The sequence below is a fragment of the Mesorhizobium sp. P3_A2 genome (assembly GCF_056403115.1).
In genome coordinates this window covers 518,811-537,079 of record NZ_JBFUGC010000001.1, presented here as the reverse complement: position 1 = coordinate 537,079, position 18,269 = coordinate 518,811, and the positions used below count along the sequence as shown (strand labels likewise).

6 protein-coding genes are annotated in these 18,269 nt (G+C 64.0%); 5 read left to right on the top strand and 1 reads right to left on the bottom strand.

All coding sequences use genetic code 11. The features are described 5' to 3' along the window. Positions 1-182: 182 nt before the first annotated feature. On the bottom strand, positions 183-5,669 hold the full coding sequence (locus tag AC1DXM_RS02520) for an alpha-2-macroglobulin family protein (RefSeq protein ID WP_477231599.1): 5,487 nt from the start codon (positions 5,667-5,669) through the stop codon (positions 183-185). Between the two features lie 271 nt (positions 5,670-5,940). On the opposite strand from AC1DXM_RS02520, the gene AC1DXM_RS02515 reads away from it, so the two are divergent. The 5 genes from AC1DXM_RS02515 (at position 5,941) to AC1DXM_RS02495 (ending at position 18,257) form a co-directional block, all read left to right on the top strand. Continuing rightward, on the top strand, positions 5,941-7,869 hold the full coding sequence (locus tag AC1DXM_RS02515) for an autotransporter assembly complex protein TamA (RefSeq protein WP_477231598.1): 1,929 nt from the start codon (positions 5,941-5,943) through the stop codon (positions 7,867-7,869). A gap of 2 nt (positions 7,870-7,871) precedes the next feature. Next, complete coding sequence (locus tag AC1DXM_RS02510) at positions 7,872-13,919, top strand: translocation/assembly module TamB domain-containing protein (RefSeq protein ID WP_477231597.1); 6,048 nt, start codon at positions 7,872-7,874, stop codon at positions 13,917-13,919. A 255-nt stretch (positions 13,920-14,174) separates the two neighbouring features. Next, on the top strand, positions 14,175-15,827 hold the full coding sequence (locus tag AC1DXM_RS02505; protein ID WP_477231596.1) for an ABC transporter substrate-binding protein: 1,653 nt from the start codon (positions 14,175-14,177) through the stop codon (positions 15,825-15,827). A 225-nt stretch (positions 15,828-16,052) separates the two neighbouring features. Then, positions 16,053-17,087 (top strand): ABC transporter permease, encoded by a 1,035-nt coding sequence (locus tag AC1DXM_RS02500; RefSeq protein ID WP_477231595.1) that lies wholly within the window; start codon positions 16,053-16,055, stop codon positions 17,085-17,087. Between the two features lie 12 nt (positions 17,088-17,099). Continuing rightward, positions 17,100-18,257 carry an ABC transporter permease gene (locus AC1DXM_RS02495; RefSeq protein ID WP_477231594.1) on the top strand — a complete coding sequence of 386 codons (1,158 nt, stop codon included), beginning with the start codon at positions 17,100-17,102 and terminating at the stop codon, positions 18,255-18,257. The last annotated feature ends 12 nt before the right edge of the window (positions 18,258-18,269 follow it).

The window sequence follows — 18,269 nt, the reverse complement described above, 5'->3', positions numbered from 1 at the left end:
GGACATTTCTCCCCGTGTAGAGACGGGGAGAAAGGGGCCTGCGCAAAGGTTTTCGCCAGTTTCCAACGTTGCAGAAGGGGTGCCGACGATCGCAGTAGTCCCCTTCTCCCCGTCACTCTACGGGGAGAAGGTGCCGGAAGGCGAATGAGGGGCAGCGCCATCGCTACGTCCGCCAAGGCGCCTTACGGCGCCTTGATCTCCATCATGCCGGTGGCGGTGCGGGCCGAATATTGCGGCCGGTACATGTCCTCCACCGTGGCTGCCGGATGGGCATAGGTGCCCGGCGTCACCGCACGCACGACATAGGCCAGCATGATGTTGCGGTCGCCGTCGCCGTCATTGGGGTTGAACGCCGCGACGAAACGGTCGTCGCGGAATTCGAGATGGGCGGCGTCGGTCTGCGCCAGCCAGGTGAAGTTCGACAGCTGGGCGCTGGAGACCAGGCCCGGATTGTCGATTTCGAAGCCGGCCGGCAACAAATCGGTGATCAGTAGCCGCGACGGCCAGCGGTTCTGCTCGTAGATCTTGAGCACGACCACATAGCGTTCGTTCTGCGTTGCCTCGGTGACGTTGGCCTCGGTGCCATCGAGCTTGTAGTAGGTGCGGTCGATTGTGAAGCCGTCACCGCCCGCCGGCAAGGGCTCGACCGGCGAGGCGACCGTGGTGACGACCGCCTGCAACGGCGTCGAGCCGGTGTTGGCGATGGTCAGCGGGCTGTCGGCGATATCGCTGCCGCTGACTTGCGTGGAATAACCGCCGGCATGTGGTGCGCCGTTGACCGACAGCTTGATCGAGTCGTTGCCCGACTTCAGCGCACGAGCCGCCAGAAGCATCCAGGACTCGTCCTGCGTGCTCGTCCAGCGGGCATCGGCGCGTTCCCTTGCCACCAGCTTGATCAGCTCCGGCACAATGGTCGGCACCGGCTTCGATTCGGCGGCGAGCGCCAGGATCGCGGCACCGTCACGCAACCGCGAGCCATAGTCGGACCGGTAGTAGTCGTAGTCGGTGGTCGACTTGGCCAGCTGCAGCGCCGTCTGGAAGGTCGCTTCCGAACGTTGCGCGTCGCCGTAGAGCGCCAGGCTCGCTGCCAGCTGGGCGACGGCCATCGGGCTCAAGAAGGCTTCGAGCTTGGTGTCGGCGTAGTAGCGCAGATCGCCGACCGAGGCCTTCTTGTTGCGGGCCAGAACGTAGAGCGCGTAGGCGATCTCGCTGCCGCGGTCCTGGACGTCCTGGTCATAGCCGACCGAGTTCTGCAGATTGCTCAGCGCCTGGCTCATCGCCAGGGCCGGAACGTCGTAGTTCTGCTCGCGCGCCCGGGTCAGGAAGTCGGTGACATAGGAGTCGAGCCACAGGTCGCCGGAGCCCGGACCCCACAGGCCGAAGCTGCCGGCCGAAGCCTGGTAGCTCAGCACCTTGTAGATGGCGGCCTGGACGCGGTCGTGCAGATCGGGGTCGCTTGCCATGCCGATGGAGGACGCCAGATCGTTGACGTAGAGCAGGGGCATAGCGCGGCTGGTGGTCTGCTCGGCGCAACCATAGGGGTAGCGGTCGAGCGTCATCAGCAGCGACGGCACGTCGAAGGCAGCTGCCTGCGAAACGCCAACGCTGACCGAGGCACCGTCGAGCAGGCTTGCCGCGAGCAGTTCCTTATCGACGCGCAGCGAACCGCCATTGCTCTTGAGGTCGACGACCAGCCGGGTGGTGACCGGCAATTGCGCCGGGCGTACCGGGACGTAGAGCGTCTGTTCCACGGCGGTTCCATCGCCATGGGCGAGCTTGATGGTGATCGAGGCGTTGCCCGCCGTCTGTGCAATCAGCGGCACGGTCAGCGTCTGGCGCTTGCCTTTGGCCAGCGTCAGCTTTTCAGGCAGCGGCTTGTCGCCGGTCGAGAGGTCGCCTGTGGTGTCGATCGACAGGGCATAGTCTCCTTCCGGGCCGTCCGTGTCGGCAACGTCGAGCCGCAGGACGGCGGCATCGCCCGGCGCCAGGAAGCGCGGCAGGCCGGCGGTGATCACCACCGGATCGCGGACAATGACGTCGGTCGAGGCATGGCCGACGGCGTCCTTGGTCCAGGCGACAGCCATGACGCGCACGGTGCCGTTGAACTGCGGGATGTCGAAGTCGATCCTTGCCTTGCCGTCGGCATCGAGCTGGACCGGGCCGGAGAAGAAGGCGACCAGCTTTTCGGTCGGCGGGCTGCCTTGCGTCTGCATGGCGGCGCCGTCGCCGCCGGTCCTGAGCTTGCCGGTGGTGCCGAGCGAACCGTCGATGAGACGGCCATAGATGTCTCTGACTTCAAGCCCCAGCATGCGCTGGCCAAAATACCAGTCCTCCGGATCCGGCGCCTTGTAGTTGGTAAGGTTCAAAATGCCGACATCGACAGCCGCGACCGTGACATAGGCATTGCTGCCGGGTGCAACGCCGGCCACCGCGACCGGGATCGACAGCTGCTGGCGCGGCATGGTCTTGTTGGGCGGCGTCAAGGTGACGGCGAGCTTTTTCGAGCCCGGATCGACCGTCAGCCATTTCACGCCGATGGCGCGGGCCGGCATGCGCGTTTCCTGCGCATCGCCTGGCCGGAACAGGGTTGCGGTGATGTAGGCGCCGGCGCCCCAATCGTCGCCGACCGGGATGTCAACCGTACTGCCGCCGGCCGGCACGGTTGCCGTGACGGTCTTGAGCAGCTTGTCGGCGCCGATGGTGACCAGCAGTTCGCCGGCAAAATGCGGCGACACTTTCAGCTTGGCCACTTCGCCGGCGGCATAACTGTGCTTGTCGAGGGCAATTTCGAGCCCATCGGGCGTTTCGGTGGAGGTCGAGCTGACATACCAGCCGGCGTCGAACTCATAGCTGGTCGCCGGGCCCTCGGGATCGGCGGTCTCGATCTCGAGCCGGTACTGGCCCCAGTCGACCGGCATCGTCACGGTCGCCTCGGCATCGGCGTTGAGATCGACCTGGCCGTTGGCGATCGATTTGGTGAAGGTGACCGGCTCGTAGTTCCAGGAGTTGTTGCTGCGGTACCACTGGTAATTGCGTTCGACCTTGACCAGCGACCACTGCGCGCCTTTCAGCGTTTCGCGCTTGCCGTCGGGATCGACCGCGATCAGGCTGAATTTGGCGGTGCCACCCTGCGGCACTTCATTGTCCTCGAAATCCGGACGGATGCCGATCATGTGGCCTTGCGGGCGGATGCCGATGTTGAGCGAGCGCTCGATGGCGCGACCGCCGGTTTCGCGCATGCGCACCGTAATCTTGGCGTCGACCAGCTTGGTCGTGGCGGGCAACTGATCGACCGTGACCGGGAAGGTCGCCTTGCCGTCGTCGCCGACCACCGGAAGACCGGTGAACGGGGTGACCGAAGGCTCGGCCGACTGCTCGTCGGCGAGGCCGAACGAATAGCCGGCGAAACGGTCCCAATCGCGCGCCGTCGACAGCGTTAGTTCGCCTTCGAGCGCGAGGCCAGCAGCCGGTGCGCCATAGAGGAAGCGGCCGTCAATGTTGATGTTGGCTGTTTCGCCTTGAGCGATCTCCTGCTTGTCGGACTTCATGTCGAACTCGATGCGATCTGGCACGAAGTCTTCGACCAGGAACATCTGGCTGGAGACGGCGGCCTGCTTGGGATCGGTGTAGATCGACACCGTCCACGTGCCGCGCATGGCGTTGGCTTCGAGCGGCAGGTCGACGGCATAGCCGCCGGCGGAGACGCCGTCGGCGACAATGCGGCGGTTCTCGACGCCGTCGGGACGGGTGAAGATGAAGGTCAGCGGCAGGTTCTCGACCGCCTTGGAGGCGCCATCGCGGGCAAGGGCTGCGACATGCACATCCTCGCCGGCGCGGTAGATGCCGCGTTCGGTCCAGGCATAGACATCGAGCGCGCCAGGTGCGGCACGTCCGGAGACGCCGCGATCGGAAAGATCAAAGCCGGCGCGGCCCATATCGAGAAAGACGAAGTCGTTGTCGCCCTGCTTGGCCATCAGCACGGCCGGCACCATGCCGCCGTCGCCGCGGGTCAGGCCGGGGTTGAAGACAGCGTGGCCTTCGGCGTCCGACGTCGCGGTGCCGAGGATTTCATTGTTCCTGGCCAGGAGCGTCAGTTCGGCGCCGGCGATCGGCTTGGCGGTGCCGAGCGAGCGGGCAAATACATTCAACCCGTCCTGGCCGGTATAGGTCGACAGACCGATGTCGGAGACGACGAACCACTGCGTGGCAAGCGAATTGTAATCGTCGTCGTCGCCATTTCCGTTGACCGGTTGCGCGGTCAGCACGTAGACGCCGGGCTTGCGCTGCGGCAAGGCCTCGTCGACCGGGAACGAGGTCGTGACGTCCTTGTTGAGGTCGTTGGCGATGTCGAGCTGGCCCTGCCAGACCGGCTCGCCCATCTGGTCGGAAATGCTGGAGATGTCGTAGCCGTCGAGCTGCTTCAGGAACTGGTAGCCGGACAGAAGCTGCGCCAGCGAACGATCGCCGATGCGGTAGAGCTTCATCTGCGCGGCAGTCATGTTGACGGTGACGACCGGGATGCCGCGGCGGGCGCCGGCCGGCAGCACGAAGCTGTCGCCGGTGAAGCGGGCGGACGGCGCGCGATCCTGGACATAGATCGACAGCACGACCGGGGCGGCGGTGACTTCGCCGATCGCCGCCGGCAGGCCGGCGCGGAAGGTCACTTCGTAATGCTGGCCATGTTCCAGGCCTTCGACGCAGATCTGCTTATCCTTGGCTTCGACGCCCTTGGGCGGCTGGTTGTCCACGGTGACGAACTGGGCGTAATCGACGCCGGTCTTGACCAGTCCCTCGGAAAACTGGGCGCAAATGCGCGGCGCGCTGGTGTCGGCGTCGACCGAGTGATCGATGACGCGGAAGCCCTTGCGGGCCTTGAGGTCCTCATATTCGGCCTTGACGGCCGGCGAACTGACCAGCGCGAGGCTCGCCTCATAGGCCTGCAGGGCCGGACGGTAGAGATCGCGGCGATCGAGGCCGTTGCCCAGCAGTGCCAGCACTTCGGCGCGGGTCTTGGTGGTGCGCAGCAATTTGTAGGCGTTGATGGCGGCGGAGGTGCCTTTGACGGGCAGATTATAGGATTCCGAGCTGCCGCTAGCCGGCTGTATGGCAAGCGTTTCGCGCGCCAGACCGAGCCAGAGCTGACCGTCATCAGGCAGGACCGAAACCGCGGCCTCGTATTTGTTCATGGCCTGGCCATGGTCGCCGGTCAACGCCGCCTGTTCTGCCGCGGCGCGCAGCGCTTCCAGCCCGTCGGTCGGCTTGTCATAGGCCGGATCGGTCAGCTTGTTGCGGTATTGCTGGGCTTGATCGGCCATCCAATTGGGGAAGAAGGTGAGTTCCGGCGGAGCGCCGATATCGGGGTCGCCATCGACATTGACGACCTTGCCCGCGACCGCGCCGCTGAACGGTTTCAGCTGGTTATAGTCGGATTTGAGAAAGCACCACTTGGCCTTGTTGTTGTAGGTGAAGGCGCGGCAGGCGGGGTCGCCGAGGCATGTGGTCTTGCACTGATCGAGGCTGACATTCTGGTCCGATCTGAGATCGAAACCGAAGTAATCGGAATTGTTTGAGGTCACCACCCGGCGGGCTTCGGCCGCTTGCGCGACAGCCCCCCAGGCGAAAAAGAGAAGGATCAGGATAGACAGGCCACGAGCCGCGCGCATTGCCATAACACCCTCCAGACACTGCTTACGTCCAAGGCATGTTCAAGCTTCAGTCGGGCTTGTCAACACGAGGACGCGGCAGGTGCCGCCTGCCAACGGTTTCCTTTCCGGTCAATGACCGGTAGTAGCTCAACAGGACAGGGGATCACGCTTTCTTGCGAAAACGCAAAAGGTGTGAATTCCAAGCCCTGCCTATTTCAGACAATTGGATTGTGGCCCCTTTACGAGCACTTCAGAACTTCATTCCAATTTTAGTTTTGTAACCTAGGTTGTCTTAATGCCGGCGTATGAAGCGCAGATGTCGAAGGGACGCACGCCACGGCGTGCGCTTTCGCGCGCGCTGCTTTTCGCGTTGGCATGCTCGACCGTGCTCGCCGCCGAATCAGGGTCGGCGGCGGCCTTCGAGATCTTCGGCATCAAATTGTGGGGCTCGTCTGATAACGAGGACGCCGATATCGTGGACCCGCTGCGCTATTCCGTCAGCATCGAGGCGCTAGATGCCGACCAGGACCTGGTCAAGAAGCTCGAAAACGCCTCGACACTGAAAGCCGACGAGGAGCGTCCGGTATCCGGCTCACTCGGCTTGCTGGCCAAGGCGCGCAGCGACCGCGAGCAGCTGGTCGCCGCCCTGTATTCAGATGCCCGCTATGAAGGTGTCGTGACCATCACCATCCAGGGCAAGGCGCTCGACGATTTGCCGCCGGATGCCGAATTTACGGGTCCGCAGCCGATTCCGGTCGTGATCAGCATCGCCAGCGGGCCTAAATTCACGCTCGGCAACATCCGGCTGGAAGGCGATGCCGCCGGGCTGGCGAGCGCCGATTTCGGCTTGATCGCCGGCGGCGATGCCGGTTCGGGCGCCGTGCTCAAGGCCGAGGCGCTGATCGTGCGGGCCCTGAAGCAGGAGGGCCGGCCGCTGGCCCGGATCACCGATCGGCAGATCGTTGCCGAGCATAACACCTCGACGCTCGACGTGACGCTGACGGTGGCAGCCGGACCGGTAGCCGGCTATGGCGACACCACCGTCGAGGGCACCGAGAAGGTCGATCGCGAGTTCACCGAATACATGACCGGCCTGAAACGCGGCCGGCAATATTCGCCTGACGAGATCGACGATGCCCGCGACCGTTTGCTCGGGCTCGAAGTGTTCAACAGCGTCACGCTGAAGGAAGCCGAGAAGCTAGACGCCGACGGCAACATCCCGATCGGCGTCCAGGTAAGTGAGCGCAAGCCGCGCTATTTCGGCGTCGGCGGCACCGTCTCCAACACTGAAGGGCTCGGTCTCGAAGGCTATTGGGGCCATCGCAACCTTTTCGGCCGGGCCGAAAAGCTGCGCATCGACGGCAAGATCAGCGGCATCGGCAGCAATGATCTCAGCGAACTCAACTACAATGCCGGCATCATGTTCGAGAAGCCGGGCGTGGTCGGGCCGGCCTCGAAATTCATCGCCAGCGTCAAGACCGTGCTCGAACATCCCGACGCCTATGACCATTTTTCGATCAAGGGCAGCACCGGCCTGTCCTATGACATCGACAAGAAGCAGACGGTTTCGGCCGAAATCGCGCTCGACTATTCCAGGGTCACCGACACCTTCGGCAAGCACAAATACCTGATTGCAAGCATCCCGTTGCAATATGTCTATGATAACAGGGACAACCGCCTCAACCCGACCAGCGGCTTCAGGGTGCTGGCCTACGCCGAGCCGAGCTACGACATTATGAGCGGCGCTGCCTTCCTCAAGCTGAAGGGCGAGGGGTCGGCCTATCAGTCGCTCGATACGGCTTCGAAATTCGTGCTCGCCGAACGTGTTGCGCTGGGTTCGATTGTCGGCACCAGTCTCGAACACGTTCCGGCCGACCGGCGCTTCTATTCCGGCGGCGGCGGTTCGGTGCGCGGCTATTCCTATCAGGGCATCGGTCCGAGGGACATCGACAATCAACCGATCGGCGGACTGTCCTTCTTCGAGACATCGGTCGAGATGCGCATCGCGCTCACCGACACGATCGGCATCGTGCCGTTCGTCGATGCCGGCACCGTCTCGACCAAATCGACGCCCGACTTTTCCGACGTCAAGGTCGGCGCCGGCGTCGGCCTGCGCTACATTACGCCGTTCGGGCCGCTGCGCATCGACGCCGCCCTGCCGCTCAACCGCGACCGTGGTGACCCGCGTTTCGGCATCTATGCCGGCATCGGACAGGCGTTCTGACGATGAAGATTTTGAGACGCATCCTTCGCCTCTTTTCCTACACGCTGCTGATCGTGCTGGCGGCGGCCGTCGGCGCGCTTGTCGTGCTGACCAAGACCGAGCGTGGCCGCGAAAACCTTGCCGGCATCATCTCGAACATTGCCTCATCAGGGGACAGCAAGGTCACCGTCAGCGGCATTGACGGCGTCTGGTCGGGCGCGCTGACGGTGGACCACGTCGTGCTGGAAGACCGCGAGGGCGCATGGCTGGTGGCGCGCAAGGTGGCCGTCGACTGGTCCCCGCTGGCGCTGCTGTCGAAGAACTTCAGCGCCGACCGTATCGCTGCCGAGCGCATCGAACTGGCGCGGCTGCCGGTGGCCAGCACCGAGCCTGCCAAGAACGGGTCGACCGGCCTGCCGGTTTCGCTCGATATCAGAGCGATCGATCTGCCCGAGATCGCGCTTGGCCAGCAACTTGCCGGCAGCGGCATTGCCGAACTCGCGGCCAAGGGATCGGCCAAAGTCGATGCATCGCCGCTTGCGGTTGAGACGGTACTCAATGTCACCCGCCATGACGGCAAGCAGGGTAATGTCGACGCCAACATCCACTTCGCGCCCGCCGACAACAAGCTCGACCTCGATCTCAAGGCATCCGAACCGGCCGGCGGCATCATTGCCAATCTGCTCAAGCTGCCGGGCGCGCCGCCAGTCAACATCGTTGTCTCCGGCACCGGGCCGCTGGCCAACTGGAGCGGCGTCGGCACTTTCATGGTCGACGGCCAGATCGTCACCCAGCTTACCGGCCGTCATCAACTCACCGACAAGGGCAACCGGATCGAGGCCAAGGGCGACGGTTCGTTCGAAGGTTTTCTGCCGGAACAGTTCAGATCGCTGTTTGCCGGCAAGACCAGTTTCGACCTCGCCGGCACCGCGACCACGGCCGGCGGCGTCGACATCGAGCGCGCCACGATCGAGAGCGGCGCTGTCCACGGCACCGCCTCAGGCATGGTCGACCCGAAGGGCGCCAGCGACCTTTCGGTCGAACTCGCTTCCAAGGGCGAGCCTGTCACGGTCAATGTCGGCACCCCGGCGCAACCGATCATGGTGGCCATAAACAATGTCACGGCGCGCGCGTTGGGCGACGGCAAGGCGCCGATGATCGACGCCGGCGCTTCACTCGTCTCGGTGGTGGCGGGCGGCTCCCAGGTGAACAATCTGGATGCGCAGATCCATTCCGATGGCTTCGACATCGAGAACCGCAGCGGCCCGGTCAGCGTGTCGCTGACGGCGGCCGGGCTGAAGACCGACGTGGCGACGCTGGCGCCGCTGATCACCGGCAAGCTGACGGCCTCTCTGGCCGGCACGATCAGCAAGGAGGAAATCTCGCTCGATGAGGGCACGCTGCGCAGCGACGCCCTCAATGCCGGGCTGACGGCCAAGGTTTCGCTGGCCGATCTCGCCATGACGCTCAAGATGAATGCCGATGCGGTATCGACGGCGCTGCCGCCGCAGATCAGCTCACTGCTCGGCGAACGGGTCAAGTTCTCGGCGACCGCCACCCGCGATCCGCAGGGGTCTTTCGCCGCCAATTCGATCGAACTCACCTCCGGCTCGCTCAGCGCCAGCGGTACCGCCAGCGCGCAAGGCAGCGACATCCAGGCCGACATCAAGGGCAAGCTCGGCGACGTCTCGGTGTTGTCGCCACTGGTTGGCGTGCCGGTCGCTGGCGGCGTCGATTTCGCGCTGACGGCAAGCGGCGCGCGCAACGCGCCGGATTTTTCGGTTTCTGCTGACAGCGCCAGCCTGACGGCGTCGGGGCGTACAGTCAAAGACATCAAGCTGACCGCCTCGGGCAAGGCGGATATCGCAAGCCCGGCGGCGCAAGTCTCGCTGACCGGCTCGGTCGACGAGCAGCCGCTCGCCATCAAGGCGGCGCTGGTGACCAGCGAAGGCAAGCGCTCCATCAACGGGCTCAGCGTGGCGCTGGGCGACAACAAGGTGTCGGGCGACCTCGCGCTGGACGATCATTTCCTTCCGCTGGGCACGCTGACCATCGCCGCGCCCGACATCGCGCCGCTGGCGTCGCTGGCCGGGCAGAATGCGGCCGGCGACATCGGCGGCACCGTGGTCTTCGCCAAGGACGGCGGGGCGCCCACCGTCACCATCAATGCGGCCAGCGTGTCGGTTGCGCGCGGTGATGTGGCGGCCAAGGCGATCACCGTCAGCGCGCTGATCGCCAACTATCTCGACAGCCCGGCGATCTCCGGTACGATCAAGGCCGACAGCGTGACGTCGGGAACGACCTTCGTCAGCGCCATCGGCGTCGAGCTGAAGCGCGACGGCGACTGGACCAATTTTACCGGTGGCGCGACCATCGCTGGCATCCCGGCGACAGCGGCGGGGCGGGCGAAGATCGCCGGCGGCACGACAAGCGTCGAGATCGCGTCCGGCGAAGCAACGGTGCGCGGCATCAAGGCGGCGATCGCTGAGCCGTCCAGCCTGACGATTGCCGACGGCGTCACCAGCATTCAAAGGCTGGTGGTCGATCTCGGCGGTGGCTCGGTGACGCTCTCCGGCACGGCAGGCCAGACGCTCGATCTGGCGGCGACCTTCTCGGCACTGCCGGCTACACTTGCCAATGATTTTTCGCCAGGCCTCGATGCTGCGGGCACGCTGGACGGCACGGCGAAAATCACCGGAGCGTCGGCCAATCCGGATATCCGCTTCAATGCAAGGCTGGCTGGTGCCGAGACCAACCAGACCCGCCAGGCCGGGCTCGGGCCGCTCGATCTCGATGCGGCCGGCAGTTATTCCACGGCAGGTGGCGTCGTACTGGATCAGGCAACGCTGTCTGGCGAGAAAATCTCCGGCAAGGCGGCCGGGACCATCAACCCGAACGGCGCCAGCGATTTTGCGCTCGACCTGACTTCGTCCGGTCCGAGCCTGCCGCTGACGCTTGGCAGCACTGAGAGCCCAATCAAGCTCGAACTGCAGGCGCTGTCGGTGAAGGCGGCGGGGCAGGCTGCGCAAGCAAAGCTCGACATCTCGGCGGTGTTGCCGTCGGTGGCGACGAATTTCACCAAGGTTGAAGGCATCGCGCTGGCGCTGCATTCCGATGCGTTCGATGTGAAAAGCCGAACCGGTCCGATCTCGGGCACGGTGACGGCGGAAAAGATCGGTCTGGACAATCCAACCATCGCACCGCTGATTGCCGGCAAGATCACCGCCAAGGTTGCCGGCAGCCTGGCGGCGGATGCCATCACCATCGACAGCGGTTCGGTGCAGGGCGCAGCGCTGGAAAGCGCCTTCAATGGCCGCGTCTCGCTGGCCGACGGCGCCATCGACCTCAACCTCAAGGCTGACGCCCTGTCGGCGGCATTGCCGGCAGCGGCGCGCGGCGTGCTGGCCGAGCGGACGCAGTTCAGCGCTACACTCAAGCGCGATACGCAAGGCAATGTCAGCGCCAGTCCGATCAAGCTGGTATCGGGCGCGCTGACCGCCGACGGCCAGGCCAGCCTCGCCGACAACAAGCTCGGCGCCGACATCAAGGGTGCTCTATCGGACATCTCGCTGCTGTCGAAGGATGCCAAGGGCGCGGTTGGCTTTGCGCTCAACGCGCAAGGGCCTGTCATGGCGCCGGACCTGTCGCTGACGGTCAACAGCGGCCGGCTGCTGGTTGCGGAGCGTGAAATCACCGGGCTGAAGTTGACCGCCACCGGCAAGGCCGATGCCGCCAATCCGGCGGCCAATGTGCAACTGACCGGCAATGTCGCCGGACAAGCGCTGCAAGGCAGCGCGGTGCTGGCGACAGCCGACGGCAAGAGCGCCATCAATGGCTTGCTGCTGTCGCTCGGCAAGAACAGGATTTCCGGCGACCTAGCGCTCGACGAGGCTTTCGTGCCGGTCGGCACCATCGCGCTCGACCTGCCCGACATCGGGCCGCTGGCAGCGCTGGCGCTGGAAAAGGCCGAAGGCGACGTGCACGGCACCATCGCCTTCTCCAAGAGCGGCGACGGCGCCAACGTCGCCGTCAAGGCGTCGACGGCGTCGATCACGCGCGGCGACCTGCAGGCAAAGACGGTGTCGATCGATGCGCTGGTCGCCAACTATCTCGCCACGCCGGTCATTTCCGGCAAAATCCGCGCCGACAGCGTCATCTCGGGAGGCACCGCTATCAGTGGTATCGATGTCGACCTCAAGCGCGACGGCGACTGGACCGGCTTTTCCGGCGGCGCTACCGTCAAGGGTATCCCGGCGAAAGCCGCGGGCCGGGTGAAGGTCGCTGGCGGCATCACAACCATCGAACTCGCTTCGGGGCAGGCCACGGTGCAGGGTATCAAGGCCGCCATCGCGCAGGCCTCGACCGTCAGCATCGCCAATGGCACGACGACATTGGACAGGCTGGTGCTCAATCTCGGCGGCGGCACGGCGACGGTGACCGGCAAGGTCGGGCAGGCACTCGACATCAATGCAGCACTGGCCAAGGTGCCAGCATCGCTGGCCAACAGTTTTTCGCCGGGCCTCGATGCCGCCGGGTCGATCTCAGGGACCGTGAAGGTGACGGGCGCGCCGGCCAATCCGGCCGTTGCCTTCGACATCAACGCCGGCGGGGTGCAGACGTCGCAGACGCGCAGTGCCGGCCTTGGCGGCATGAACATCTCTTCGTCGGGCACCTTCGCCGGCAAGAAACTCACCTTCAACGCCGACATCAGCGATGGCGCCGGGCTCGGCCTCAAGGGCGGTGGCACTGTCACCACAGTGGGCACGCCGGCGCTGGTGCTCGACTTCAACGGCAAGGTGCCGTTTTCCTTCCTTGCCGCCAAGCTTGCCGCGCAAGGCCTGTCGCTGAGCGGCACGGCCAACGTCAATGTCCAGGTGCGCGGCCCGGCGACGTCGCCCGTAATCGGCGGCACGGTCAGTACGTCCGGCGCCCGCCTGGTCGACGCGCGCTCGGGCCTTGCCGTCAATGACATCGCCGCCGACGTTTCGATCGGCAATGGCGTCGCCCGGATCAATCGTCTGACCGGCACGCTGTCGACGCGCGGCAGCCTGTCGGCCAGTGGCACGGTCGGCATCAATCCGGCGCAAGGTTTCCCGGCAGATCTGTCGATCAAGCTGGTCGACGGCCGCTACACCGACGGCAGGGTGGTCACCGCCAATCTCGGCGGCGATCTCACCATCAAGGGGCCGCTCACCTCGGCGCCGGTGATTTCGGGCACCGTCAACCTCGCCAAGACCGTCATCACGGTTCCGGAGAAACTGCCGGGCTCGCTGACGGCACTCGGTGTCAAGCACAAGAACGCGCCCGCCAGCGTGCGGGCGCAAGACAAGGCCTTGCGCCCGGCCACTGCCAGTGGCGGGGGCGGCAGCGGGCTTGTCCTCGACGTCACCGTCAACGCGCCGAACCAGATCTTCATCCAGGGCAGGGGCGTCGACGCCGAGCTCGGCGGGTCGCTGAGGTTGACCGGCCCTGCGGCGTCGCCGCAAGCCGTCGGCACCTTCACTCTGCAGCGCGGGCGGCTGTCGATCCTCGGCAAGCGGCTGACCTTCACCGAGGGCACGGTCGGCTTTTCCGGCTCGCTGGTGCCCTACCTCAATCTGACCGCGACATCGACGACGACCAGCGCCACCGTCACCATCGTGGTGTCGGGCGAGGCGACCAATCCGAAATTCACCTTCTCCTCGGTGCCGGTACTGCCCGAGGATGAGGTGCTGGCGCAATTGATTTTCGGCCGCTCGATGTCGAACCTGTCGCCGCTGCAGATCGCCCAGCTCGCCGAGGCGGCCGGACAACTGGCTGGCGTCGGCGGTTCGACCTCGCTGCTCGAAAATCTGCGCAGTGCAATCGGTGTCGACGATCTGGACGTAACCACCGACGATCAGGGCGGCACCGCCGTCTCGGCGGGCAAATACCTCAACGACCGTACCTATGTGACGATCCAGAAGGGCGACAAGCCCGGATCGGGCAAGGCGACAATCGACCTCAATGTCGGGCGCGGCGTCAAGCTGCGCGGCGAGGCCAACGATGGCGGCGAAGCCAAGGGCGGCATCTTCTACGAGAAGGAATATTGATCCTTCGGCCGGACTTTGGCCCACCGCTGGCATTGGCGAAGCTCGAGTAACTGTCTCAGTTTAATCGACGAAACGAGATTCCTGAGGAATCCGTTGGGCAGTAGCAAATTTGCGTCAAGACTGTCGTTATCGCGCGAACCGCTCCCCTTTCAAAGTTGCACATTCGCTAACATGTTCCCAATCCATGCCGTCTTTGACATCACGGCCCGGATGCGGAATGTTAAAAGGCGGAAAGCCAACAATGGGAGTTAAGTCATGACAATTTACAAGAGTAATGGTGATCGCGTTCCCGACCACATCCTGGCCATGGCCGAAGAAGCCAAGGCAGGTAGGGTCGATCGCCGCGAGTTCCTCGCTCTGGCCAGCGTCTTCGGCGCGTCCACGGCGATGGCCTATGGCATGCTCGGCCTGGTAGACCCGACGCCCGCCAAGGCAGAAGAAGTGCAGGGCAAGAAAGGCGGCATCCTGAAGGTCGCCCAATGGATCAAGGATCCCAAGGATCCGCGCAAGTCCGACTGGTCGGAAATCGCCAATGCCGAACGCCAGGCGCTCGAGCCGCTGGTCAAGTACACCACCGAATACACGTTCCGCCCCTATCTGCTGGAGAGCTGGGACGTCAACGACGATGCCACCGAATACACGCTGCATGTGCGCAAGGGCGTGACCTGGAACAACGGCGATGCCTTTACCGCCGATGACGTGATCTTCAACATTCGTCGTTGGGCCGACAAGAAGGCCGAAGGCAATTCCATGCCCGGCCGTCTCGGCACGCTGGTCAAGGACGACAAGCTTGACGAAAGCGCAGTGACGAAGGTCGACGACATGACCGTCAAGCTGAAGCTCACCAAGCCCGACATCGCGCTGATCCCCAACATGTGCGACTATCCCGGCCTGATCGTTCACAAGAGCTTCGACGAAAAGGGTGGCGACTTCAAAGCCTGCCCGATCGGCACCGGCCCATTCGAGCTGGTGTCCTACGATGTCGGCCAGAAGGTGGTCTACAAGCGCCGTGAAGACAACAAGTGGTGGGACGGCGAGGTGTTCCTCGACGGCATCGAATTCATCGACTACGGCACCGATCCGGCGGCCATGGTCAGCGCCTTCGAGGCTGGCGAAGTTCACACCAATTTCGAGACTTCGGCGGACTATGTGTCGATCCTCGACGGCCTTGACCTGGTAAAATCGGAAGTCGTGACCGCGGCAACCATCGTGTGCCGCACCAACGTCAGCAACAAGCCATACGACAACCAGAAGGTTCGTCAGGCCCTGCAGCTCGGCGTCGACAACGCAGTGGTCCTCCAGCTCGGTTACGGCAATGCCGGCACCGTCGCCGAGAACCACCATGTCTGCACGATCCATCCGGAATATTTCGAACTGCCGAAGATCGCCCGCGATCCGGCCAAGGCGAAGGCTTTGATGGCCGAAGCCGGCCAGGCCGATTTCGAGCATGAGCTGATCACCGTCGACGAGGACTGGCACAAGAACACGGGTGACGCCATCGCCGCCCAGCTTCGCGACGCCGGCATCAAGGTGAAGCGCACGGTGCTGCCGGGCTCGACGTTCTGGAACGACTGGACCAAGTATCCGCTGTCCATGACCAACTGGAACATGCGGCCCCTCGGCGTCCAGGTGCTGGCCATCGCCTACCGTACCGGCGAAGCATGGAACGAGTGCGCCTATTCCAATCCGGATTGGGATGCCAAGCTCAACGCCGCGCTTTCGGTCGCTGACGCCACCAAGCGCAAGGAAATGATGAAGGATATCGAGCAGATCCTGCAGGATTCCGGCATCATCATCCAGCCCTACTGGCGCAAGCTCTACAGTCACTCGGTCAAGGCGGTGCAGAACTACAAGATGCACCCGACCTACGAGCGCGACTACGGCAAGATTTGGCTCGACGAGGCCTGATCGGACCGATCGGGAGGGGGCGGTTCGCCTCCTCCCATCACTCCTCGCATGGGTCCAGGACCTGAAGCCGGCGCAGCAAAAAGTTGCGGACTCTTCAGCAAGGACCATGCAATAAAACAGGGTTGATCGAATTCGAGGGCCGGTTTGAGGGCCAACTCTGCCGGCAACGGCAAAGCTGGTTTTCCAAGCTGGCTCCAACCCCAACCAGACCGGCAGGGGACCGCCATGCTTTCTTTCGTAATCAGGCGCCTGGGCACCATGGCATTGACGATGCTGTGCCTGACGATGATCGTCTTCTTCCTGATCAATCTCGAGCCGAATTTGAAGAAGCTGGCGATCAGCCAGACTGAAATGCACACTTCGGCCGAGCAGCTCGAAAGCTGGCTTGTCGAGCACGGCTACCGGCAGAACTTCTTCGCGCGCTACGGCCAGTGGCTGGGCATCCTGCCCAAGCAGCCGGTGACCGATCCGGCGACCGGCAAGCCGGCGCAGCGTTTTTCCTTCTGCAATGACCCGCTGGAGCCGAAATTCTCCGGCGTCCTGGAGGGCGATTTCGGCTGCTCGACCAAGTTCAAGACCAATGTTGCGTCAAAGCTTTTCCCGGCCCTCGGCGCCACCGGCATACTGATGCTCTGCGTGCTGGCGGTGATGGTGCCGATTTCGCTTTTGATCGGCATTTTGGCCGGCATGCGCGAGGGATCGCGAACCGACCGGACGCTGTCCGTCGCCTCGATCGCCTCGACGGCGACGCCCGAATATGTGTCGGGCGTCATCTTCACCGTCATCTTCGCCTCCTGGCTCGGCTGGCTGAACGGGTCGGCCGCCTCGGCCAGCCAAGGCATCACCTTCTACAATTTCACCCTGCCGGTGATGACGCTGGCGATCTACGGCATCGGCTATATCGCCCGCATGACGCGCGCCTCGATGGTCGAGGTGATGACGCAGCAATATATCCGCACCGCTCGCCTGAAAGGCCTCTCCTTCGGCAGCGTGGTGGTCAAGCACGCGCTGCGCAATGCGCTGATTGCGCCCTTCACCGTCATCATGCTGCAATTCCCCTGGCTGCTCACCGGCGTCGTCATCGTCGAGGTGATGTTCCGCTATCAGGGCTTTGGCTACACGCTCGTCGAGGCTGCCGGCAACAATGACATCGACCTTTTGCTCGGCTGCTCGCTGGTCTCGGTGTTCATCGTGCTGATCACGCAGCTCATCTCGGATGTCGGCTACGCGTTCCTCAATCCGCGTATCAGAGTTCAATAGGGGTCTGGGCAGATGCAGGTCGAATATATCGGCGCCTTCAACATCGTGCTCGGCGTGATTGCGCGCTTCTGGCCGGTCTGGCTGGGGCTGGCCTTGGTGATGGGGGCGAGCTTCACCTACAAGAAAAGGCTCGGCCTTTACGGCCAGCTGTTCGACAGCGGCGTCGGCATTGTCGGTGTCGGCATCTGCCTGTTCTGGCTGTTCACCGCGATCTTCGCGGCGACCGTCGCGCCCTTCGATCCGCTTTCCCAGGTGCCGATCATGAAGGACGCGCTGCCGGGCGGGATCGAGCCGGTATCCAAGCTCATCTACTATTTCGGCGGCGACAAGCTCGCCCGCGATGTCTTCTCGCGCATGGTCTATGGCAGCCAGATCGTGCTGATCATCGCACCGGCGGCGACCGGGTTCGCGCTGATGGTCGGCATCACGCTCGGCCTGCCCGCCGGCTATTACGGCGGCAGGATCGACACCGTGCTGTCGTTCCTGGCCAATCTGGTGCTGGCTTTCCCGGTGATCCTCCTGTTCTACCTGCTGGTGACGCCGGGCATCATGGACACGCCCATCCCCTACGCCATGGCCGGGCTGTTCTTCCTGTTCCCGATCATCTTCTTTTCCGTGCTGTTCTGGACCCGCTACAAGAACCGGCCGGATCGACTTTACATTCTCATGGGACTGACCCTGGTCATCGGCGGCTGGGTCTATGCCGGTCTGGTGTTCGATGCCGATCCGTTCAAGGTCATCCACATCGATCCCAACCAGCTCAACATCTTCGTGGCGGTAGTGTTCGCCTCCAGCCCCGGCGTGTTCCGCATCGTGCGCGGCCTGGTGATGGACATCAAGACGCGCGACTATGTGGCGGCAGCGCAGACGCGCGGTGAATCGCCCTGGTACATCATGCTGTGGGAAATCCTGCCCAATGCGCGCGGACCGCTGATCGTCGATGCCTGCCTGCGCATCGGCTACACCACGATCCTGCTCGGCACGCTGGGGTACTTCGGCCTTGGCCTGGCGCCGGAGAGCCCAGACTGGGGCACCGCGATCAAGGACGCCAGCCGCCTGCTGCGCTCCTTCATCCACCCGGCGTTGCCGCCGACGATCGCGCTGATGTCGTTCGTGCTGGGGCTGAACCTGCTCGCCGACTCGCTGCGCGAACAATCGATGAAAGACTGATCTGCGGGTTCG